25 protein-coding genes are annotated in these 20,410 nt (G+C 46.6%); 19 read left to right on the top strand and 6 right to left on the bottom strand.

Going from position 1 to position 20,410, the window contains the following annotated elements; all coding sequences use genetic code 11:
* Positions 1 to 219: 219 nt before the first annotated feature.
* Positions 220 to 450 carry a DUF4327 family protein gene (locus QUA71_RS02430; protein ID WP_006635016.1) on the top strand — a complete coding sequence of 77 codons (231 nt, stop codon included), beginning with the start codon at positions 220 to 222 and terminating at the stop codon, positions 448 to 450.
* A gap of 74 nt (positions 451 to 524) precedes the next feature.
* Here the strand turns inward: QUA71_RS02430 and QUA71_RS02425 are convergent, their stop codons facing one another.
* From QUA71_RS02425 to QUA71_RS02415, 3 genes are all read right to left on the bottom strand, one after another.
* Positions 525 to 929 (bottom strand): hypothetical protein, encoded by a 405-nt coding sequence (locus tag QUA71_RS02425; protein WP_333281739.1) that lies wholly within the window; start codon positions 927 to 929, stop codon positions 525 to 527.
* 354 nt (positions 930 to 1,283) lie between these two features.
* Positions 1,284 to 2,417, bottom strand: coding sequence for an ABC transporter ATP-binding protein (locus QUA71_RS02420; RefSeq protein ID WP_333281736.1), 1,134 nt, complete (start codon positions 2,415 to 2,417; stop codon positions 1,284 to 1,286).
* A gap of 50 nt (positions 2,418 to 2,467) precedes the next feature.
* Positions 2,468 to 3,037, bottom strand: a complete 570-nt coding sequence (locus tag QUA71_RS02415; RefSeq protein ID WP_333281733.1) for an HD domain-containing protein — start codon at positions 3,035 to 3,037, stop codon at positions 2,468 to 2,470.
* A 178-nt stretch (positions 3,038 to 3,215) separates the two neighbouring features.
* Here QUA71_RS02415 and QUA71_RS02410 point away from each other — a divergent pair, with 178 nt between their 5' ends.
* From QUA71_RS02410 to QUA71_RS02385, 6 genes are all read left to right on the top strand, one after another.
* A complete protein-coding gene (locus QUA71_RS02410) occupies positions 3,216 to 3,839 on the top strand; it encodes a Uma2 family endonuclease (RefSeq protein WP_333281730.1) in 624 nt (207 codons plus the stop codon).
* A gap of 306 nt (positions 3,840 to 4,145) precedes the next feature.
* Positions 4,146 to 4,262, top strand: a complete 117-nt coding sequence (locus tag QUA71_RS02405) for an SDR family oxidoreductase (protein ID WP_333281727.1) — start codon at positions 4,146 to 4,148, stop codon at positions 4,260 to 4,262.
* Between the two features lie 750 nt (positions 4,263 to 5,012).
* Complete coding sequence (locus QUA71_RS02400; protein ID WP_333281724.1) at positions 5,013 to 7,823, top strand: ATP-binding protein; 2,811 nt, start codon at positions 5,013 to 5,015, stop codon at positions 7,821 to 7,823.
* Positions 7,816 to 9,147, top strand: a complete 1,332-nt coding sequence (locus QUA71_RS02395; RefSeq protein WP_333281721.1) for a response regulator — start codon at positions 7,816 to 7,818, stop codon at positions 9,145 to 9,147. The genes QUA71_RS02400 and QUA71_RS02395 overlap by 8 nt, the downstream gene beginning before the upstream one ends.
* Positions 9,148 to 9,245: 98 nt before the next feature.
* Entirely contained in the window at positions 9,246 to 10,775 is a 1,530-nt protein-coding gene (locus QUA71_RS02390; RefSeq protein WP_333281718.1) for a thymidylate synthase, read from the top strand.
* On the top strand, positions 10,772 to 11,311 hold the full coding sequence (locus tag QUA71_RS02385) for a dCMP deaminase family protein (protein ID WP_190658002.1): 540 nt from the start codon (positions 10,772 to 10,774) through the stop codon (positions 11,309 to 11,311). Before QUA71_RS02390 ends, QUA71_RS02385 begins: the two co-directional genes overlap by 4 nt.
* A gap of 241 nt (positions 11,312 to 11,552) precedes the next feature.
* On the opposite strand, the gene QUA71_RS02380 is transcribed toward QUA71_RS02385, so the two are convergent.
* The 3 genes from QUA71_RS02380 to QUA71_RS02370 all read right to left on the bottom strand — a co-directional run bounded on the left by QUA71_RS02380 (position 11,553) and on the right by QUA71_RS02370 (position 13,312).
* Entirely contained in the window at positions 11,553 to 12,038 is a 486-nt protein-coding gene (locus QUA71_RS02380) for a salt stress protein, Slr1339 family (protein ID WP_333281713.1), read from the bottom strand.
* Positions 12,039 to 12,110: 72 nt separating this feature from the next.
* Positions 12,111 to 12,716: a VWA domain-containing protein gene (locus QUA71_RS02375; protein WP_333281708.1), complete on the bottom strand. Its 606-nt coding sequence runs from the start codon at positions 12,714 to 12,716 to the stop codon at positions 12,111 to 12,113.
* 119 nt (positions 12,717 to 12,835) lie between these two features.
* Entirely contained in the window at positions 12,836 to 13,312 is a 477-nt protein-coding gene (locus QUA71_RS02370) for an NAD(P)H-quinone oxidoreductase subunit N (RefSeq protein WP_006635002.1), read from the bottom strand.
* Positions 13,313 to 13,743: 431 nt separating this feature from the next.
* Between QUA71_RS02370 and rplC the strand changes: the two genes are divergently transcribed.
* The 12 genes from rplC to rplX all read left to right on the top strand — a co-directional run bounded on the left by rplC (position 13,744) and on the right by rplX (position 20,376).
* Positions 13,744 to 14,379, top strand: a complete 636-nt coding sequence (gene rplC, locus QUA71_RS02365) for a 50S ribosomal protein L3 (protein ID WP_333039608.1) — start codon at positions 13,744 to 13,746, stop codon at positions 14,377 to 14,379.
* Between the two features lie 190 nt (positions 14,380 to 14,569).
* On the top strand, positions 14,570 to 15,202 hold the full coding sequence (rplD, locus tag QUA71_RS02360; protein WP_333281705.1) for a 50S ribosomal protein L4: 633 nt from the start codon (positions 14,570 to 14,572) through the stop codon (positions 15,200 to 15,202).
* A complete protein-coding gene (locus QUA71_RS02355) occupies positions 15,195 to 15,503 on the top strand; it encodes a 50S ribosomal protein L23 (RefSeq protein WP_006634999.1) in 309 nt (102 codons plus the stop codon). Before rplD ends, QUA71_RS02355 begins: the two co-directional genes overlap by 8 nt.
* 159 nt (positions 15,504 to 15,662) lie before the next feature.
* Positions 15,663 to 16,526, top strand: coding sequence for a 50S ribosomal protein L2 (rplB, locus tag QUA71_RS02350; protein ID WP_333281702.1), 864 nt, complete (start codon positions 15,663 to 15,665; stop codon positions 16,524 to 16,526).
* 112 nt (positions 16,527 to 16,638) lie between these two features.
* Entirely contained in the window at positions 16,639 to 16,923 is a 285-nt protein-coding gene (gene rpsS / locus QUA71_RS02345) for a 30S ribosomal protein S19 (RefSeq protein ID WP_190657988.1), read from the top strand.
* Positions 16,924 to 17,020: 97 nt separating this feature from the next.
* Complete coding sequence (gene rplV, locus QUA71_RS02340; protein WP_190657986.1) at positions 17,021 to 17,380, top strand: 50S ribosomal protein L22; 360 nt, start codon at positions 17,021 to 17,023, stop codon at positions 17,378 to 17,380.
* Between the two features lie 114 nt (positions 17,381 to 17,494).
* Positions 17,495 to 18,223, top strand: coding sequence for a 30S ribosomal protein S3 (gene rpsC, locus QUA71_RS02335; protein WP_190657984.1), 729 nt, complete (start codon positions 17,495 to 17,497; stop codon positions 18,221 to 18,223).
* 114 nt (positions 18,224 to 18,337) lie between these two features.
* Complete coding sequence (rplP, locus tag QUA71_RS02330) at positions 18,338 to 18,757, top strand: 50S ribosomal protein L16 (RefSeq protein ID WP_190657982.1); 420 nt, start codon at positions 18,338 to 18,340, stop codon at positions 18,755 to 18,757.
* Between the two features lie 160 nt (positions 18,758 to 18,917).
* Complete coding sequence (gene rpmC / locus QUA71_RS02325) at positions 18,918 to 19,229, top strand: 50S ribosomal protein L29 (protein WP_190657980.1); 312 nt, start codon at positions 18,918 to 18,920, stop codon at positions 19,227 to 19,229.
* Positions 19,230 to 19,267: 38 nt separating this feature from the next.
* A complete protein-coding gene (gene rpsQ, locus QUA71_RS02320; protein ID WP_015178711.1) occupies positions 19,268 to 19,516 on the top strand; it encodes a 30S ribosomal protein S17 in 249 nt (82 codons plus the stop codon).
* Between the two features lie 127 nt (positions 19,517 to 19,643).
* Positions 19,644 to 20,012, top strand: coding sequence for a 50S ribosomal protein L14 (rplN, locus tag QUA71_RS02315; RefSeq protein ID WP_006634991.1), 369 nt, complete (start codon positions 19,644 to 19,646; stop codon positions 20,010 to 20,012).
* 1 nt (position 20,013) lies between these two features.
* A complete protein-coding gene (gene rplX / locus QUA71_RS02310) occupies positions 20,014 to 20,376 on the top strand; it encodes a 50S ribosomal protein L24 (RefSeq protein ID WP_006634990.1) in 363 nt (120 codons plus the stop codon).
* Positions 20,377 to 20,410: the final 34 nt, after the last annotated feature.

Below are 20,410 nucleotides of genomic sequence, written 5' to 3'. Positions count from 1 at the left end.
TTTGCAACAGATCCACCTGTTAGCCGGAAAAATGTGCCACGTCTCTACCTCCCAAGACTGATTCGATCACTTATTCCTCATTGCTAGAAGTTTTTTCACTTAACCGTAGTGAATTGTATACCTCTATACTGACAAAATTTAACTTACATATCCGGAATTTTGGATTATATTATTACAAAGGTCATAATTTTTTTTTTACTAAAACCTTGAGGGCGCATTATGATTCAGTCCACTATCAAAATCAAATACTCTTTAGATGTCATCCAGGATGAAGCCCGTCACCTCGTACACGAGGGCGTGCTGAGCCGCCAACAGCCTATCTACACGCTCTGCCAATTCATCCCGCCCCGGGAATGGGCTTGCGTGGAGTGCGAGCTAGAAAAATGCGACTTCTTGCTGCGCGATCGCATCGCCGACCTGATCGGTTCTGAAAACTGGGACAATGACTAAAGTTTAGTTCTTTTAAATAAGTTTGCAAATCACTTTGCAAGTAAACTCCGGCTGTATTAAAGACTCTTGATTCTTTAATGCTGGGAATTTTTGACACGCAAATTTTCCAACTCGGTCCTCAGCGCTGCCATGTGTGCAGTTAATTCTTGAATTTCTAGCTTTACGTTAGGCTGTACAACCGACTCGGGAGGAGCATCAGTCGTTGCATCCGATTGCTTGGGCGAGACAGATTCGCTCTCTGCATTCTCCCGATCGTCCGGTTGAGAGAAAATAGTATCTACAAAATTCCGGGCTTCTCGATCGGTCATTTCTCCTTTTTCCAGCAGCTCATCCGCTAGCTGGCCCAAATCTGACTTCAGTTTGTCAAGATTTTCTTCTCGCTTCACGGGATCTTGCAATGTCTCAATTAAAAAGGAAGTTGCACCTAAAGTTAGGTGAAATCCTGTTTGCAGCATTTGAGGCAGGTTGTCGGGGTTCATCTAAAAATGCCGCTAGAACGTTTTTCTGAGTTTTTGGTTCGCTAGTTGCTCCCAAGTGAGGGCGTAAAGCCGCTTCTTAGCGGGAATATCCTTGCGTTGTGAGTCGCGATCGCCCTGAGTCAGGAAAGATGAGCTTTTGGGGGGAGGTTTTTCCGTTGTGCCAATACTAAGTGTATCATTACTTCGTAAATTAATAAATGTCAAGTGTAAAGTTTTGTAACTAGAAATCGAGACTTTCCCACTAGAAGGCTCAGTCTATTTGAGATTTGAGATTTGAGATTGCACAGGACTTACCCACTGCGACTAAAAAAACCTGGTTGCTGGCCAACCGTGCGTAAGCCCTGTTCAAGCCCGTTAAGGATACAGCGCTTCACCGGTGGAAGGGTCAAATATAAATAGTCGATCGAAGTCAAGCTGTACCGTCAGCCGATCGCCCGATCGCAAGCGAACACTCGCAGGTACTTGCACCTGTACAGTAGTTTCAGCGCTCACCAAAGGCAAACTCGCCCGAATTAAAGTTTCTCGCCCCAGAGGTTCCACTACTTTTACCTCTACATCGAGGGGGACTTTTTCTAATGCCCAAACATCGGTTTTCAAATCATCTTCTACTGCGTTTGGTGGCGTAAACATTTCTATATTTTCAGGACGGATGCCCAAATCAAATCCTTGTCCTTCTCTCGCCTGCAATTTTTTATGAATCGAGGGCGGACAGGCTAAATGTTGATTTCCCACTTGAAAGGATTCGTTAGTATAAATTGCAGGCAAAATGTTCATGGCTGGATTGCCTAAAAATGTGGCAACCATGCGGTTAGTTGGTTTAGCATAAATGCTTTGGGGGTCTCCAATTTGTTGAATTTTACCCCCATTTAAGACTACAATCTTATCAGCTAAAGTCATCGCTTCCACTTGGTCGTGGGTGACGTAAATGGTGGTAATTCCCAGCCGTTGATGCAGTTGTTTGAGTTCGGCTCTAGTGTCATCTCGCAGTTGAGCATCGAGGTTAGAAAGCGGTTCATCTAAAAGGAATACTTTCGGTTCGCGGGCGATCGCCCTTCCCAGTGCTACCCGCTGCTGCTGTCCGCCTGATAGCTGTTTGGGCTTACGCTTGAGGAGGTGGTCGATCGAGAGCGATCGGGCGACTGTTTCGACTCGTTCTTGAATTTTAGTCTGGTCAACATTCCGCATCCGCAATCCAAATGCCAGATTTTCTGCGACAGTCATGTGCGGGTAAAGCGCGTAATTTTGAAACACCATTGCAACATCCCGCTGTCTCGCCGGAATGTTGTTAACTAAATTATCTCCGATGTAAAGATTGCCGGAAGTTGCGGTTTCTAAACCGGCAATTGTCCGCATAATTGTGGATTTCCCGCAGCCGGATGGCCCGACTAATACCCAAAATTCCCCGTCCGGGATTTTGAAGCTGATGTTTTCGATCGCGGTGACGTTTTGGTAGCGTCGGGTAATATTTTCTAAGCGAACATTTGCCATTTTGCGACTGTAATTGGTAATTGATAATTAGTGATTTTTACCTTCAGTCTTCAGCCTTCAGAAAACTGTTCCAATTCTAAAACTGTGCGGTCTAATTCTTCAACTATAGGCGTTAACTCTGTTTTGCGGAATGCTTCTACTAAAGAACGATAATACCAGAGAGAACCGTCTTTGCCACCTTTGAAGCGTTCCCAAACAGTATCTCCTAATTGGCGGTAATCTTTCAGGATCGATCGAACATTATAAAGTTTATCAGCAGCCGAGACTAATCTCACTGAGCCACAAGCTGTAGAAATGCGATCGATATAGGCTTGTTTTCGCTGACGCCAAGGGGGTTTCGGCGTCGCGTCACTGTCGGTACAGCCGTCTACAATCGCTGTGACGGTATCCCCAAAGCGACGGCGGATGGCTTCGCGGGTGGTGGCGCCACCTTGATCTTCGATCGCATCGTGAAGCAAAGCTGCGATCGCCTCATCTTCCGAAGCCCCATATTCTAAAGCTATACTAGCAGTGCCCAACAAATGGGCAATGTAGGGAACGCCCGAACCTTTGCGAAGTTGGCTAGCGTGCAATTCGGCGGCATAGGTGAGGGCTTCAGAAAAACGGTTTGAGAGAATCATGAAAGTCACCTTTCTTAATTGCTATGATATATAAATTGTAGGGCTAAGTTGAAAAGACAAAAATTGTCTGTGATCGATAGCTTATATCAACTCGCCCTGCCAAATCCCCTAAGATCATAAAGATGCGAGCGAGAGCGAGCGCAGGTAAAGTTATAATATTTAAAGAGAGGTTTCGAGCATGACAGCTACTATAATTATCCCCCAAAATGCCGACCACAACTCAGACTCCGAGTTACCGCAAAAAATAGAAAATATAGCAGAAATTTCCCCACAATCTGAGCCTAAAAAAGTCATATCTCTTGAAGAATTTTTAGTCAGACCTGCTGATAGAATGGAATGGGTTGACGGCAACTTAGTGGAGAAAACAGGAATGACATTCAAGCACAGTCTAGCTCAATCTAAATTAGCCCGTTACTGGGGAAATTACAAAGACTCCAGCGGACAGGGAGGAGAAGTTCTCACCGAAATACTTTGCCGCACTGGCAAACAGGGTCGCCGTCCCGATGTTGCTTACATCACTCCTGAATTGTTGCCACAATCTGGCAATTTTACAGCATTTTCCCAAAGTTTTCCCCTGATAGCGGAAGTTGCTTCCCCCGAAGACAGTGGCGAAGAGTTATTTGCGAAAGCTCAGGAATATTTGGAATCGGGATGTTTAGAAGTTTGGTTGCTGTTCCCTGAAGCTAGATTAATATTTGTCAATGCAGGGCAACGCTGGCGGTTGTTTAATGCCGATGAAGTTGTTAACACTCAAAGTGTGCTTGCAGGTTTTAGCGTAGCCGTCGGTGAATTGTTAGCTTGAGTAATTTGTTTAATTAATTTCTTAATACGATAAAAATTGATTTAAAAAAATAAAATTAATGTGAGCCATTCTAGTTGAATTTAAAACTAGATTTAATGAGAATGTGGGAGAGATTAAATCGAGTTTAATCTCGTAGGTAGAGAGGTAATTATGATATATTAATACAGTTGCTCCTAATTGCTCTATATATAAAATTCCGCTTTTTCCCATCAAAGCCACAGGCGTTTTTCGGAGCAGAAAAGAGGCGACAACTCTGCTTCATAATAATGAACTGGCAATCAATTTTTATTAGTCTGTTCGCGTTTGATGTTGCTGACTTATGGCGTTTACTCAGCAATTAAAGCAGCGGTAGAGCAGTTAACAGAGGTGTTTGCAAAGGAGGCCGGAGCGCGGGGCATCACAGTTAATTATTTTTATCCATAACTTACAACTACTGACTTGTTTCGATAGGGTAAAGTGGTTTAATACTCTAACCACTATAATTAAGGTATATCTAACTGTGGTATCTGTCCATGCCCCAGCCCGATGTATTTATTATGTTTGGCCTCCCTCAAGAAGAGAAAGAATTACTAAAAAAATATTGCGACCAAGAAGTGAGAAATCAAACCTGTTGGGCTAATAACTCTGATTAGGGGACTGAGGCGTAAAGTGAAAAGGACTGACCCTTTATGGTCAGCAGATTCATCCCACGACTAGAAAGCCAAGGCTTTCTCTGCGATTTTCTGTAAGCGGTAGTCTTCGATTGGAATGGGGTTGAGAGATTGTTGGTGGAGTGCGATCGCCTTTAAACTTGAGCCAGAACGATCGCCTGCTCTACTAAAAAGAACAGTCTGCTAACATATCAAAGCTGATAACCGCCTCTCACTCCACCAACCAACCAACGGCACATCAACAAACTCAGCCATTGTTGCTTTCCCGTGAAAAAGAGAAAGCAACTCGCAACTTGCGGATGCAACTGGTCCTTGGAGGTACGGCATTAATTGTTAGTGTCGGTGCCTATTTCAGCTACCAAGTGGTGGGGGATTTGACCCTATAAAACTTGAACCGCAATGCTTTTTTAGAAGTCCAACCGAAGCCGATATTTTCCCTGTTTATTGCAGATAAAATCTGGTGGCTCTAAACCAGGTTTGGGAACTCTCAACCCTGTACCCTATCTTTACTGTTTTGAAGGCTATGCTGTCAAAGTCCACAATTGCTGCTGCTAAAGGCTTTAGTAAGGTTCCCCTGCGAACCGGTCTGGTTGTTCCATTCATCCTGCAAATCTTCGCGGCCGTAGGATTAACAGGGTATCTGTCGCTGCGAAATGGACAACAAGCAGTGAATGAACTAGCGACTAACTTGCAAACGGAGGTGAGTAACCGTGTGGATCAGCACCTCGACAGCTATGCCGCTGCAACCCGCTATTTGACCCAAATCAACGGCGAGCAAATTGACCTGGGATTGTTGAACTTACAGGATGCCGATCGCCTAGCTCAATTCTTTGCCAAGCAGGTAAAAACCTATAAGGTTGGCTATATCCTCTACGGCTCTAAAACGGGCGACTTTATCGCATCGGGATATTACCGCGAGTCAACCATTCCCAACAACGGCAATCCTGACATTAGCCTGGTGCTACCGAAGCGGTACGGCAATCCTGATTTGTACAACTACATTACGAATGACCAAAGCAAGCCAACTAAAATGTTTGAAATCACCAAAGCGTATCAGTTCCAGAAGGAAGGCTGGTACGCCAAAGGTGTCGAAACCGGCAAGCCCGGGTGGAGCGCGATCTATCAATGGGAGACTAATAACTACCCGTTGTCGATCGCCACGAGTCGCCCCATCTATAACAAGAATGGTCAGTTGATCGGCAGCGTGGGGGTAGAGCAGCGCCTTTCGCAAATTAGTGACTTTTTACGTGAAATTAAGGTTAGTCAATCCAGCAAGGTGTTCATTCTGGAGCGTAACGGATTAATCGTTGCCAGCTCTAGCGATGCGCCCGTGTTTTCAGTGACAAACGGCAAACCTCAGCGACTGCGGGGCTTTGAGAGTAAGGACGCCCTAATTCAAGCCACGTCCAAGTATCTCCGCGATCGCTTCGGCGCTCTCAAAACCATTCAAACCGTCCAGCAGCTAGACTTTCAGCTCCAGGGTGAGCGGGAGTTTGTTCAAGTAACTCCCTGGCAGGACGAATGGGGATTGGACTGGCTCGTAGTCGTCGCCGTGCCCGAATCAGATTTCATGGGACGAATTAATGCCAACACAGTCAACACGATTTGGCTGTGCTTAGGCGCATTAGGACTGGCAACGGTTTTGGGTATCTACACCTCGCGCTGGATTGCTCGACCCATTTTGCTGCTGAGTCACGCATCGGAAGCCATCGCCGAAGGAAAACTCGACCAAAACGTCGAAGCCTCTGGCGTTAAAGAACTGGGTGTACTTGCTCAATCCTTTAACCGAATGGCGCAGCAGTTGCGCGATTCCTTCACCGCCCTAGAGCAAACTAACCAGCAGCTTGAACAGCGAGTTGAACAACGCACCGCCGAACTCAAGTCTGCAAAGGAAGCAGCAGACAATGCCAACAAAGCAAAGAGTGATTTTCTTGCCAACATGAGCCACGAACTCCGCACTCCCCTCAACGGTATTTTGGGCTATGCTCAAATCCTCAACCGATCCAAAGCGTTGCCAGCGAAAGAACGTCATGGAGTAGAAATCATTCACCAGTGTGGTTCTCATTTACTGACGCTGATTAACGATGTGTTGGACTTGTCCAAAATTGAAGCCGGCAAACTAGAACTCACACCTAAAGCGATTCACTTTCCCTCATTCCTCCAAGGTGTGGCTGAAATCTGCCGTATTCGTGCTGACCAAAAAGGCATTGACTTCGTTTACGAGCCCGATCCGCAGTTGCCTGAAGGGATTTTTGTTGATGAAAAACGGCTGCGTCAGGTATTACTCAACTTGGTGGGAAATGCGATTAAATTCACCGACAAAGGTTCTGTCACGCTCAAGGTTGCCGTAGTTGAGAATCCTCCCAATCCGTCCCCTCGCTCTTTCAAATTTCAAATTGAGGATACCGGCGTAGGAATTGCGCCCGATCAATTGGATAAAATTTTTCAGGCTTTTGAACAAGTGGGCGATCGCCAGCGCCAAGCCGAGGGCACGGGTTTAGGACTCGCCATCAGCCAAAGGATTGTCCAACTTATGAACGGACAAATCCAAGTTAAGAGCCAACCCGGAGTCGGCAGTGAATTCTTTTTTGAGGTGGAACTGGCGATCGCCACCGATTGGGCCGAGCAAAACTCCATCACAACTGGAAAACAAATTATTGGTTACGAAGGACAACGACGCAGCATTCTGGTGGTAGACGATCGTTGGGAAAACCGAGCCGTTCTCTTCAACTTGTTAGAGCCACTAGGATTCCAAGTTAGTGAGGCCGAAAATGGACAAGAAGGATTGGAAAAAATACGACAGTCTCAACCTGACTTAGTGATTACAGACTTGGCAATGCCAGTCATGGATGGCTTTGAACTGCTCAAACAAATTCGGAGTGCAAAGGATTTGCAACACCAGAAGATCATTGTCTCTTCTGCATCAGTGGCACAAGCCTATCGACAGATGAGTTTAGATGCAGGGGGAAATGATTTTCTGGCCAAGCCAGTGGAAGTCAGTGAATTATTTAACCTCTTAGCCACTCATTTGGAATTAAAGTGGAAATATGAAATTACAGCCTCAAACGAGTCGGGTTCATCCACTCCAGCGACTCCATTAGAGAACCCTGAAGGGCTGATTATTCCTTCCCCATTAGAGTTAAATACGTTACTAGAAATGGCACATAAAGGCAACTTAAAACGGCTCCGAGAACACACAGAGCATATTGCTCACTCTAACCCTGGCTACGCAGATTTTGCCTCACAAATTATTCGGCTTGCTAAGCAATTTAAAGCCGAAGAGATTGAAGAGTTGCTACAACAACACCTCACAGAGAAGAAAGCCGATGTCTAGTCCTGAATTAATTCTGGTGGTGGATGATACCCCTGCGAACTTAGAAGTGGTTTGTGAAACCTTAAGTGATGCGGGGTACGAAGTAGCAACCGCGCTCGATGGCGATCGCGCTCTTAAGCGAGTCCAAGCTTATCCTCCCGATCTGATCTTGCTCGACGTTCAAATGCCAGGAATTGACGGCTTTGAAACCTGCAAACGTCTGAAGGCAGATCCGACAACAGCCAGTATTCCGATCATTTTTATGACCGCTCTCTCCGATGCCGACAGTAAGGTGAAAGGATTTGTCCTGGGTGCTGTGGACTACATCACCAAACCCTTTCAAGAACAGGAGGTGCTAGCACGGGTGAAAACTCATTTGCAGCTACGGCAGTTAACTAAAAATCTCGAACAGCGTGTAGCTGAGCAAACGGCTGATTTAGAAGCCGCACTTACACAACTGCAAGAGTCTCAGCTTCATTTAGTCCACACCGAAAAGATGTGTGCTTTGGGGAATTTAGTCGCGGGTGTCGCGCACGAAATTAATAACCCGCTTTGCTTTATTGCTGGCAATCTCAAACCCGCTCAGGACTATATTAAAGACCTCTTTCAACTAATTGAGTTATACCAAAAAGAACTCCCTTATCCAAGTGCCTCACTACAGGAATTCGTGGAGGAAATAGATTTGGAATATTTACAAGAGGATTTACCCAAGTTAATCGATTCGATGCAAGAAGGAGTCGATCGCATTCACACAATCAGCACCAGTTTAAGAACCTTCTCGCGTTCGGATAGCGATCTGCCCATTCCTTACAATATCCACGACGGCATTGACAGCACGATCTTGATTCTCAAGCATCGCCTCAAAGCCAACGAATCTCGCCCGGAAATTCAAGTCATCACAGACTATGGGGATCTGCCACAGGTAGAATGCTTTGCGGGACAGTTGAATCAGGTATTTATGAATCTGCTGGCAAATGCGATCGATGCCCTTGAGGAATCAAATCAAGGACGCAGTTTTGCTCAGATCAAAGCTAACCCCAACCAGATTACTGTCAAGACGCAATTGTCGGAATCTCAGGCAGTGATCCGAATTCAGGATAATGGGATTGGGATTACGGATGCGGTGAAGCCAAAAATCTTTGAGCATCTGTTTACCACCAAAGGCGTGGGGCAAGGAACAGGGCTAGGATTGGCGATCGCTCGTCAAATCGTAGTCCAGAAACACTCTGGAACTCTAGAAGTCAACTCAACTTTAGGTCAAGGTACAGAGTTTGTGATTTCAATTCCGGTGAAGGCTCTCGCTGTAAAAGACATTCAGGCAACGATCTGCGTTGACGCAGCATAACAAATCGTTGCAGCGACGACATAAAGATGATTGATCTCGCGCCTTCAAACCATCCACACTATTGATATAGTAGTACGCGGTGCAAAAAACGGTAAACCATGACAGCCACAAATCTCGTCAATAAATTTGAGTACAAACCCCTATACAAACCCAATCAATTAATTTGTGGAACGGGGCAAACAGCCATTGTCAGCGGCTGGACAGTAAAAAGTGCGATCGGCAAACATTTACAACCTCAAGAATATGCTGCGATCGGACAACTCTACTCTCCTACTCGCGGCATCAACTTCTTAATTAGAAACTTGCTGTGCAATCCCCACGTCCGCTTTTTAGTAATTCTCAACGCTACCAAAGAAGACCGCAATTCGGGTGCGGCAGCGTGCTTGCTCGACTTTTTTCGCAACGGCTTTGAAGCAGGCAAAAGCGATACTGGTAGAGATTGCTGGCTAATTAAATCTTCAATATTTGGCTACATTGATATTGAAATAGCAGCAGAAGCCTTAGAACTATTGCGTCAGAAAATAGAATGGAAAGAAGCCAATAATTTAGCAGAAACAGTGATTTTTGTCAAGTCTTTTGCCCAAAAAGAATCTGTTGAACCTTGGGGAGAAACCGTAACTTTTCCGTTAGTCGAAATCGTCCCGACTGTACTCCCCGGTCAGAAATACGGACACAGAATCGAAGGCAAAACTATTGCCGAAACTTGGGTAAAAATCATCCACCGAATTAAGACCACCGGCACCTTGCGGCCGACTGGTTACGACGGACAGTGGCAAGAATTAATTGACTTAATGGCAGTGATTACAGATGAACCTGCCGAGTTCTATTTTCCCGAACCGAATTACTTACCAATCGACCGCGATTTCCTCGAACAGTACAAACCGCAAATGCTGGAAGATGCCCCGTATAACGAAGGCATTAAATATACCTACGCACAGCGGATGCGGTCGTGGTTTGGTCGCGATCAAATTGAAGAAGTGATTGCCAAACTAATTAAAGAAATTGACGCGGCAAGTGCTGTAATTAGTTTGTGGGATGCCGGGGGAAATATTAACAGAAGGCCTGACGGTTCCTCCGACCACCAGCACAGCGGCAGTCCTTGTTTAAATCACATTTGGGTGCGAGTTGTGGACGGTGAAATATCGCTAACTGCAACTCTCCGCAGTAACGATATGTTTGCGGCTTGGCCGGCCAATGCAATGGGTTTGCGGGCTTTGCAGCAGCACATTCGAGATGAAATTGCGAGGCGTTCCGATTATAATTTGACAATGGGCCCCTTGGTAACGCTGAGTCAATCGGCTCACTTGTATGACGATACCTTTGAAAATGCCGATCGACTAATTCAAACCCAATATGCTAAAATCTGCGAAGATCGAGACTTTTTCGATGCAGCAGGCAATTTTTTAGTTGAAGTAGCCGACAATCAGATAGTAGTCACGCAAACCACCCCGGGCAGCGGCGAAGTTGTCACCTGTTATTCGGGAAAAAACCCTCTCAAGTTAGTGCGAGAAATTTGTGCGGCTTCCCCTGCCATCAAAGGCGAGCATATTGGTTATTTAGGAATAGAATTGCAGAAAGCGGCCCAGTGTCTGAAAACGAGCGAGCAATACATTCAGGATCGAAGATGAATTTAGAAGAAGAAAGACCGACCTGGGACGAATACTTTTTAATGTTAGCAAAATTGGCTGCCACTCGATCGACTTGTCTGGCTTTTCCCGTAGGCGCAGTGATAACTAAAAACAGGCAAGTTTTAGCAACGGGTTACAACGGTTCGCCGTCAGGTTCGGCACACTGTACTACTCAAGGCTTCTGCTATCCTGGTTTGAGTAGTTGCGACGCCAGTAAAACTTTGCCATCAAGGGCGGTTCACGCGGAAGCAAATGCGATCGCCAAAGCTGCCAAACACGGTATATCTACTGCTGGGGCTAGTATTTACGTCACTTTAGAACCCTGCATCTATTGTTTGAAATTAGTCATTGCCGCTGGAATTAGAGAAGTGTTTTACGAAACGAGTTTTAACAGTGGAGAAAAAGCTGCTTTGAGAGATACTTTTATCAGTGAAGGTATTGTTGAGTTAAAACAAATTCAGCTATCTGAAGATACAGCAAAAAAGGCGGCTTTGTTTTTGTTGAATCCTACATCTGTGTCCAAAAATTTAGTATAGGAGCAATCCTCCCCGTGGTTGGGGCAGCCACAGGAAATAACTGTGCTGTGTTCCTATAAATGATATTTATTTGCTGGTCATTTGTAGGGATACGGCACTGCCGTATCCTAAATCCCGCGTGATACAAATGATATTTATTTTACGCTTTGTAAAGACACGGCACTGCCGTGTCTTTACAGCAAATAGAGATGGCAATTAACCAAAAAACGTCCTTACAAATTGTGAATACCGTGTAGTTTAATCAATCAAACTCCTTCACAGCTTGCAAATAGTCGATCGCCGCATCTATCCTCGAAGAATACCTAAAAGCAAACTGATCGAACCAATATCCCTCATCGGAATTCTTATCCAACTTTTTCAGCCAAACCTGAGCTTGCCTAACTTTCTGTCTGTGCGTTTGTACGTCCAACTGCGGCCCCGCGACTTTTTCTGCTGGTTGCGGTTGCAGTGAAGCGACTTCCTGAGCTTTATTTGGGGCTTCGTGCTCAGCCTTAAGCGGTTGCAGTGAAGCGACTTCCTGAGCTTTATTTGGCGATTCGTACTCAGCCTTAATTTGAGCTAAATCCCGATCCAAAGGACTAGCATACAAATTTATATCTGATGTTTTAAATGTTGCATTTGACGGCGCTTGTGCTTGCGCCGGCGCCTGACTTTTCAACTCAGCAATTTTTTGAGATGCTTGATACTCTGCCTTAAGTTCACCTAACAGGCGCTCGATCGATTCCATAACTTAAACCCCCTAAAAAATCCTGCTGGGTCAACTGCCCCCAATATAATCACGGGAAATTCTCCCGCCTCCTCAATCAGTTATTGCATTCAGCAATACCTCCGTCAGGGTCATTCCTTCAATATCCTCCATCGTGACAGTATCAACGATATCGAATTTAGCCCCAGCGCTTTGCAGTTCGTCATCCAATATCTTGAGAAACTTAGTAGCTTCCGGCGCATTCCCTACTTGAATGAAAGAAATCGCCAGCTCTTCATCTCGATCGAGCTTCCGCGAAGCCTCTATAATCGTTTTCATCACTTCTTTGCGATCGTCCGGTTCCCCGTCGGTCACCACTAATATTGTTTCCCCATTTTGCTTGGTCTTACCGGATGCTTTGCGCTGAAAAAAACTGTTCAGAGCATCTTGCAGCACTGCACCTAAATTCGTAGTTCCCGAAGGTTCGTTTTCTTGGAAAATTTGCACGACTTTAGCGGATGTTACGTTGTCGTAGCGCTTGAAGCGACCGGAAAACAAATAAACTGTTATGCCATCAGGATCTAGTTCTTCACATTTATTCGCCAATGCGATCGTCGATTCTTGCATGAGCGCCCAGCGACTTTTACCGCCCATCTGGTCTTTCGTGTACATACTGCCGCTTTTGTCAATGATTATGGTATAATCGCGGTTCTGAAGCATAAGATTTTTCCTGTTAATTAAGTTTTTCCCAAATATATCAAAACCAGCGAGCAGAAGCTGTTGAGCTTTTGTTGCTCGCTGCGTTTTTTTAGTTGATTTGCGATCGCAAATAGCGGAATTTAAGCTGCAACTAAAGCGTCTTTAAGTGGCTTCCAGCTAAAAGCTCGATCGCCTCCCATCTCCACTGCTATTTTAACTCGCGGTTCTAACGTCGGCAAAACAGTCAAATACTCAATCTCCTGATTCGACAAAATGTGCCCTTCAATAATCCACAGCACCAGTCCTTTTGCTTTCGGCGGCAAATTGTCTAATTGAGTTTGCAAAATCGGCGGCACGAACCACGTATAACCCACGGCCGCTTCGTTGCCAGTAGTTTTCTTGCCCAAATGCGGCGGCCGCACCCCGTGAACCCCCGTCAAATACATCGCCAAATCACCCAAACCCCGCGCCGAGATCGTGTGCGCCCCGTAACCTGCAGCCCTCAGCCGCCGCAGGTAGCGCCCCTCAAATCCTCCCTCTAAAGGAACGTACAGGGCCAGCGACCCCGACTTTTCCAAATCCCGAATCACATCAGATCCCGTCGTAATCAGTCCCATAAATTTGTGTTTCCTGCTGTATCAAAATTTGGTCGATCGCTGCTTGCGAGCTGGAAATATTATAAATCCTAAAGTTGAGCCGAAAAATTCTCATCCCGGCCTTGACAAACGGCAAACACTTCATGTACTATTGTGAATTGTCGCCGTAAAGGATACTGAGTAGTTTGCTGCTCAAGTCCTGGCACAAACAAGCAAGACCGAGACAAAACTCGGAGATAGAGTCGGTAAAAAGCCGCGAATCTCAACCCTTGCAAGACTTCCACAAGCTCGCTCCCAAATTTAAAACTCAAATTTTAAACACAGAGGAAGGCTGTTGGTTGATAACAGTTAATTGCAGGAACACTGAAATAAATGTTTCTGCACAAGAGCAAGCGGATTGACGTAACTTTCGCAATCCGAAACCTCTTGCGTAAATAAAAGGAAAAAAATCCGTGTCTGTAGGCATTCTTGGCACTAAACTAGGCATGACTCAAGTGTTTGACGCCGAAGGGAGAGCCATCCCCGTCACCGTCATACAAGCAGGGCCTTGTACAGTAACTCAAATCAAAACAAAACAAACTGACGGCTACGGTGCCGTTCAAGTTGGATACAACGAAGTCAAACCAAAGGCTCTCAACAAGCCAGAACTAGGACACCTTGCCAAGTCGGGGGCGAATCCACTGCGCCACTTGCAGGAATACCGATTGGAAGACACCAGTTCATTTGAATTAGGTCAACAACTAAAAGCAGATACCTTTACACCGGGACAAATAGTAGATGTCATCGGTACAAGCATCGGTAAAGGTTTTGCAGGTTTTCAAAAGCGCCACAACTTTAAACGAGGCCCGATGTCTCACGGTTCCAAGAACCACCGCGAGCCTGGATCGATCGGACCTGGAACTACTCCGGGTCGCGTTTATCCCGGGAAAAGAATGGCGGGACGTATGGGCAACGTTCAAGTCACCGTCCGCAAACTAACAATTGTCCGGGTGGATACAGAGCAGAATTTGCTGCTAATTAAGGGAGCAGTTCCCGGCAAAGCTGGCGCCTTAGTCAATGTTGTGCCTGAGAAAAAAGTAGGACGTTAGTCAGTAGTCATTAGTCAGTAGTCAGCAGTCAGTAGATAGTGGTTGGCCATTAGTAGCAAGCAATAACTAAGAACTAAAAGCTGAAAACTAAGAGCTGAAAACTAAGACCTGAGAACAGACAACAGACGACAGACAACAGACAACAGACAACTAACAACAGACAACTAACAACAGACAAAGGACAAAAGATATGGTTAATTGTGTAGTCCGAAATTGGCAAGGCGAAGAAGTTGGGGAAACAACTTTAGAACTGCGCGTAGCCAAAGAAGAAAATGCTTCTCACATCGTTCACAGAGCATTGACGCGGCAACTGAATAACGCCCGTCAAGGAAATGCTTGCACCAAAACTCGATCGGAAGTCAGAGGCGGCGGTCGCAAACCCTGGCGTCAAAAAGGCACGGGTCGAGCCAGAGCAGGTTCAATCCGTTCTCCGCTGTGGCGGGGCGGCGGTGTCATCTTCGGGCCAAAACCGAGAGACTTTGAAGTCAAAATGAACAAAAAGGAACGCCGTCTCGCTTTGCGGACAGCATTCCAAAGTCGCACCGAAGACATCATTGTGGTTGAAGAATTTGCAGAGCAATTTCCGAGACCCAAAAGCAAAGAATTGCTGAGTGCGATATCCCGCTGGGGCATCGAAGCCGATACAAAAGTTCTGTTAATCTTGCCAGAACCGCAACCAAACGTCTACTTATCAGGACGCAATATCGAATTAGTAAACGTCATCTTGGCAACTTCCCTGAATGTTTACGACGTTCTCGCGGCTGACAAAATTATCGTCACATCTACAGCCATAGCTAAAATTCAGGAGATTTACGGTGAGTAAAATCGACCCCCGCGACTACGCAGATTTGATCCAGCGTCCGATTCTCACCGAGAAAGCTACCCGAATGATGGAATTAAATCAATTCACATTCGACGTAGCCCCCAAAGCGACGAAGCCTCAAATCAAAGCTGCAATCGAAGAACTATTTAAGGTTAAAGTCATCGGCGTCAACACCCAAAACCCGCCGCGCAAAAAGCGTCGAGTTGGCAAATTCGTCGGCTTTAAACCTTGTTACAAGCGAGCAACCGTAACTCTGACCGACGGAGACTCGATCCGCAAACTCCTATTCCCAGAAGTTTAGCCAATTTTGGATTTTAGATTTTAGATTTTAGATTGCGGTTAACTGGTGAAAATACCAAACCCAGAAAGTTACCAAGTTAACTGAATAATCCCAAATCTAAAATCCAAAACCGCCAAGTCCTTGCATCCCAAATCTAAAATCTAAAATCTAAAATCGATTATGGGCATCCGTTCTTACCGACCTTATACCTCCAGCACCCGAGAACAAACCGTCTCGGACTTCGCTGAAATTACCAAATCAGAACCAGAAAAGTCTCTAACCAACAACAAGCACACCAAACAAGGCCGCAACAACCGAGGCGTCATCACCTGTCGCCACCGGGGAGGCGGTCACAAACGGCTTTATAGAGACATCGACTTCCGCCGCGACAAACACAGCATTCCCGCTACCGTCAAGGCGATCGAATACGATCCCAATCGCAACGCCCGCATCGCCCTCCTGTTCTACAAAGACGGCGAAAAACGGTACATCCTGCACCCGCTCAACTTAAACGTCGGTACCGTAATTGTCTCAGGCCCAGACGCGCCGATCGAAATCGGCAACGCCCTCCCCCTGAAGAACATTCCCCTCGGTACGAGCATCCACAACGTCGAGCTAGTACCCGGAAAAGGCGGACAAATCGTTCGCTCCGCAGGCTCCAGCGCTCAGCTAATGGCAAAAGAAGGTAGCTACGTTACCCTTAAACTGCCATCTGGCGAACAGCGCAAAGTCCGCGCCGACTGCTACGCCACCATCGGTCAAGTCGGCAACACAGACGCCAGAAACATCAGCCTCGGCAAAGCAGGTCGCACCCGCTGGAAAGGCCGCAGACCCACCGTTCGCGGTAGTGTCATGAACCCGGTAGACCACCCGCACGGCGGTGGCGAAGGCAGAGCTCCTATCGGACGTCCGGGGCCTGTCACTCCTTGGGGTAAACCAGCATTGGGTGCAAAAACTCGACGCAAAAACAAGCGCAGCGACGCTTTAATCGTCCGCCGACGCCGCAAATCTTCCAAGCGCGGCAAGGGCGGTAGACAAAGCTAGTAATCAGTCAGCAGTCTTCAGTGCTTAGTTGTTAACGGCTAACTAATGGCTGAGGACTGATGACCAATTACGGCTGAAAGCTGACTAATAACTCCTGAATCACTAAAAAATCATGTCTCGATCGCTAAAAAAAGGCCCCTTTGTCGCAGATGCTCTGATGACAAAAATCGAAAAACTCAACGCCGCCGGCCAAAAACAAGTAATTAAAACTTGGTCGCGATCTTCCACAATCCTGCCCCAAATGGTAGGTCACACGATCGCCGTTCACAACGGCAGACAGCACGTACCCGTCTACCTCACAGACCAAATGGTAGGTCACAAACTCGGAGAATTTTCCCCCACTCGTACCTTTAGAGGTCACGCTAAAAGTGGTGATAGAAAGACAAGTAAAAAATAGCCTAATTAGGTGACAGGTAATACGTGGTCGGAAAAACTTTTTCCGAATTATTAATTACCTTTTCCCCAATTACCAACTACCAATTACCCAAATCGAAATGGCTATAGATACCACATCCGAAATTAAGGCGATCGCCCGTTACATCCGGACATCCCCCTTCAAGGTGCGCCGAGTCCTCGACCAAATTCGCGGCAAAAGCTACCAAGAAGCGCTGATTTTACTCGAATTCATGCCCTACCGCGCCTGCGAACCAATCGTCAAGGTTTTGCGATCGGCAGTAGCCAACGCCGAACACAACGCAGGATTGGATAAATCTAAGCTGGTAGTTTCTCAAGCTTACGCAGACCAAGGCCCAGTCCTCAAACGCTTTAGACCCCGCGCTCAAGGTCGCGCCTACCAAATCCGCAAGCCAACCTGTCACATTACCGTAGTAGTAGCTCCCCTCGTAGAAAACTAAACCAGGGAAAAACGTAATAGGTAATAAACAGCTTAAAGTTGAAAAAAATTGGTAATCACCAATTACCAATTACCAGTTACCAATTACCAAATACCAATTAACTCATCAACTATTATGGGCCAAAAAATACATCCAATTGGTTTTCGTCTCGGCATTACCCAAGAGCACCGCTCTCGCTGGTTTGCTGACCCCAAAAACTATCCAGAACTCTTGCAAGAAGACTATAAAATTCGCAAGTACGTTCGTAAAACGCTCAACAATGCGGGCATTTCCTCGGTCAAAATTGAGCGGAAAGCCGATCAAATCGACCTAGAAGTGTTCACCGCCAGACCAGGCGTTGTCGTAGGTCGCGGCGGAGCAGGCATCGAAACCTTGCGCGTCGGTTTGCAGCAGCAACTCGGTAGCAACCGCCAAATCCGCATCAACGTCGTCGAAGTTCAGCGAGTAGACGCCGATGCCACACTGATCGCGGAATACATCGCTCAGCAACTAGAACGGCGCGTATCCTTCCGCCGAGTCGTCCGCCAAGCAATCACCCGCGCTCAAAAAGTCGGCATCCAAGGCATCAAAATTCAAGTCAGCGGACGCCTCAACGGCGCAGAAATCGCTCGTACCGAATGGACACGCGAAGGAAGAGTCCCGTTGCACACCCTGCGGGCCGACATCGACTACTCCTACTGCACTGCTCAAACCATCTACGGTATTCTCGGCATTAAAGTTTGGGTTTTCAAAGGCGAAATTATTCCCGGACAAGAACAAGAAGCTGCACCAAATGCAGCAGTGCCCCGCACCAAACAAAGGCGCCGCCGCCAGAACTTTGAAGATCGATCGAACGAAGGCTAGCTAATTGTTAACTGTTAGTTGTCATTTGTTAAGTGTGAGTTGTTCCAAACCAATTAGCAATTAGCAATCACCAATTAGCAATTACCAATTACCAATTACCCAACTCCCAAAGCCATGTTAAGCCCTAAAAGAACCAAATTCCGCAAACAACAGCGCGGGCGAATGAGCGGTATTGCCACCCGCGGCAATACAGTTAGCTTTGGCGACTTCGCGCTCCAAGCTGTCGAACCCGCCTGGATCACTTCCCGCCAAATAGAAGCCGGACGCCGCGCCATGACCCGCTATATCCGCCGGGGCGGCAAAATCTGGATTCGTATTTTTCCCGACAAACCAGTCACCCAGCGCGCCGCAGAAACCCGGATGGGTTCTGGTAAAGGTGCACCAGAGTTTTGGGTTGCCGTGGTCAAACCGGGCCGGGTAATGTTTGAAATTGGCGGTGTAAGTGAAGAAACTGCCCGCGAAGCCATGCGTTTGGCATCTTTCAAGTTACCAATTAAAACCAAGTTCATCACTCGCGAAGAAGACCAGTCATAGCGATAATCGAAGGTAGAAGTAGGTCGGCATTGGTCAAAATTTTAAACGGCTACAGCAATTTAAAATAGGTCATTCATAACTTTTCTTTCCTTCGACATTCACCATCTAGACAATTCTGTCTTCTGTCATACCGAGATCGCTAACGAGAAAGCACACAATTATGTCTTTGACCAAGATTAAAGAAGCTAGAGAATTAAGCGATGCTGAAGTAGCAGAGCAAATTTTAGCCGTCAAGCGCCAACTAATGGAATTGCGGCTCCAGCAAGCTACTGGTCGCATGGAAAAGCCTCACCTGTTCAAGCACGCCAAACACCGGCTAGCTCAATTGATGACAGTTGAACGCGAGCGCCAAATCGTTGCTGAGAAAGAAGCGACAGAAAAATTAGCCGCATCTAAACAGGTAGCACAGCCTGCTCCAACCCCAGCAGTCAGCCAAGAGTCAGAAGCAGCCGAGCCGACCATCGCACAGTAGCTAAAAAAAAGTCAATTGCACAACAAAAATAGGTAGCTATGGCAATTAAAGAACGAGTTGGCGTAGTAGTCAGCGACAAGATGGATAAAACCGTCGTGGTAGCAATCGAAAACCGCTCCTCCCACACCAAATACGGCAAAATCGTAGTCCGCACCAAGCGGTACAAAGCTCACGACGAAGAAAATCAGTGCAAATCGGGCGATCGCGTCCGCATCACTGAAACTCGCCCACTGAGCAAAACCAAACGCTGGACGGTTGCTGAGATTTTCGGTGCAAAAAATGGCTAACAGTTAATTCTTAATTGCTCTTAAGTGTGCGATCGTCTAATCAATCGATCGACCCTGTGATTAACCATCAATTAGCAATTAGCAGTTATCAGTTAGCAAGCATCAAATTACCTTTTCCCCAATCACCATGATTCAACCCCAGACATACCTCAATGTCGCCGACAATAGCGGAGCCCGCAAACTGATGTGCATCCGCGTATTGGGAGGCGGCAACCGCCGCTACGGCGGAGTCGGCGATGTCATCATTGCCGTCGTCAAAGACGCCATCCCCAATATGGCCGTCAAAAAATCAGATGTCGTCCGGGCCGTCATTGTCAGAACCCGCAAAGGCCTGCGCCGCGACAGCGGCATGAGCATTCGTTTTGACGATAACGCCGCCGTTATTATCAACGTAGACGGCAACCCCAAAGGCACTCGCGTCTTCGGCCCCGTCGCCCGCGAACTGCGCGACAAAAACTTTACTAAAATCGTTTCCTTAGCCCCGGAGGTACTTTAAAATGTACGGAAAAAAGGGTAAACCAACTAGCGAATCGCAGCGCTACAGAATGCACGTCAAAGCAGGCGACACCGTGCAAATAATTACTGGCAAAGAGAAAGGAAAAGTCGGAGAAATCTTAAAGACATATCCTAAAGTCAGCAAAGTAATTGTTAAAGGTGTAAACATCAGAACAAAGCACGTCAAGCCCCAGCAAGAGGGAGAGTCCGGGAAAATACTCACGTTTGAGGCTCCCATTCACAGCTCAAATGTCATGCACTATTCCGAAAAAGAAAAAATAGCTAGCCGCGTTTGCTATACATTTAGCGAAGACGGCCGGAAACTGCGACAGCTCAAAAAAACTGGAGAAATCATCGATCAATAGTGATTGGTTATCAGTCCTCAGTCATTAGTCCGCC

Source organism: Microcoleus sp. MON1_C5, assembly GCF_036701875.1.
GTDB lineage: Bacteria > Cyanobacteriota > Cyanobacteriia > Cyanobacteriales > Microcoleaceae > Microcoleus.
Note: the sequence above shows the minus strand (reverse complement) of the source record. Positions and strands in the feature narration are given on the sequence as shown.

Bases quoted from the DNA above. Each gene is read 5' to 3' on its own strand.
- QUA71_RS02410 (WP_333281730.1), top strand. From the start codon at position 3,216: ATGACAGCTACTATAATTATCCCCCAAAATGCCGACCACAACTCAGAC.
- rplX (WP_006634990.1), top strand. From the start codon at position 20,014: ATGTACGGAAAAAAGGGTAAACCAACTAGCGAATCGCAGCGCTACAGA.
- rpsC (WP_190657984.1), top strand. From the start codon at position 17,495: ATGGGCCAAAAAATACATCCAATTGGTTTTCGTCTCGGCATTACCCAA.
- QUA71_RS02425 (WP_333281739.1), bottom strand. From the start codon at position 929: ATGAACCCCGACAACCTGCCTCAAATGCTGCAAACAGGATTTCACCTA.
- QUA71_RS02380 (WP_333281713.1), bottom strand. From the start codon at position 12,038: ATGGAATCGATCGAGCGCCTGTTAGGTGAACTTAAGGCAGAGTATCAA.
- QUA71_RS02370 (WP_006635002.1), bottom strand. From the start codon at position 13,312: ATGGGACTGATTACGACGGGATCTGATGTGATTCGGGATTTGGAAAAG.
- QUA71_RS02430 (WP_006635016.1), top strand. From the start codon at position 220: ATGATTCAGTCCACTATCAAAATCAAATACTCTTTAGATGTCATCCAG.
- QUA71_RS02415 (WP_333281733.1), bottom strand. From the start codon at position 3,037: ATGATTCTCTCAAACCGTTTTTCTGAAGCCCTCACCTATGCCGCCGAA.
- rpsS (WP_190657988.1), top strand. From the start codon at position 16,639: ATGTCTCGATCGCTAAAAAAAGGCCCCTTTGTCGCAGATGCTCTGATG.
- rplV (WP_190657986.1), top strand. From the start codon at position 17,021: ATGGCTATAGATACCACATCCGAAATTAAGGCGATCGCCCGTTACATC.
- rplP (WP_190657982.1), top strand. From the start codon at position 18,338: ATGTTAAGCCCTAAAAGAACCAAATTCCGCAAACAACAGCGCGGGCGA.
- rplN (WP_006634991.1), top strand. From the start codon at position 19,644: ATGATTCAACCCCAGACATACCTCAATGTCGCCGACAATAGCGGAGCC.
- QUA71_RS02395 (WP_333281721.1), top strand. From the start codon at position 7,816: ATGTCTAGTCCTGAATTAATTCTGGTGGTGGATGATACCCCTGCGAAC.
- QUA71_RS02400 (WP_333281724.1), top strand. From the start codon at position 5,013: ATGCTGTCAAAGTCCACAATTGCTGCTGCTAAAGGCTTTAGTAAGGTT.
- QUA71_RS02405 (WP_333281727.1), top strand. From the start codon at position 4,146: ATGTTGCTGACTTATGGCGTTTACTCAGCAATTAAAGCAGCGGTAGAG.
- QUA71_RS02385 (WP_190658002.1), top strand. From the start codon at position 10,772: ATGAATTTAGAAGAAGAAAGACCGACCTGGGACGAATACTTTTTAATG.
- rpsQ (WP_015178711.1), top strand. From the start codon at position 19,268: ATGGCAATTAAAGAACGAGTTGGCGTAGTAGTCAGCGACAAGATGGAT.
- rpmC (WP_190657980.1), top strand. From the start codon at position 18,918: ATGTCTTTGACCAAGATTAAAGAAGCTAGAGAATTAAGCGATGCTGAA.
- QUA71_RS02375 (WP_333281708.1), bottom strand. From the start codon at position 12,716: ATGCTTCAGAACCGCGATTATACCATAATCATTGACAAAAGCGGCAGT.
- QUA71_RS02420 (WP_333281736.1), bottom strand. From the start codon at position 2,417: ATGGCAAATGTTCGCTTAGAAAATATTACCCGACGCTACCAAAACGTC.
- QUA71_RS02390 (WP_333281718.1), top strand. From the start codon at position 9,246: ATGACAGCCACAAATCTCGTCAATAAATTTGAGTACAAACCCCTATAC.
- rplD (WP_333281705.1), top strand. From the start codon at position 14,570: ATGGTTAATTGTGTAGTCCGAAATTGGCAAGGCGAAGAAGTTGGGGAA.
- rplB (WP_333281702.1), top strand. From the start codon at position 15,663: ATGGGCATCCGTTCTTACCGACCTTATACCTCCAGCACCCGAGAACAA.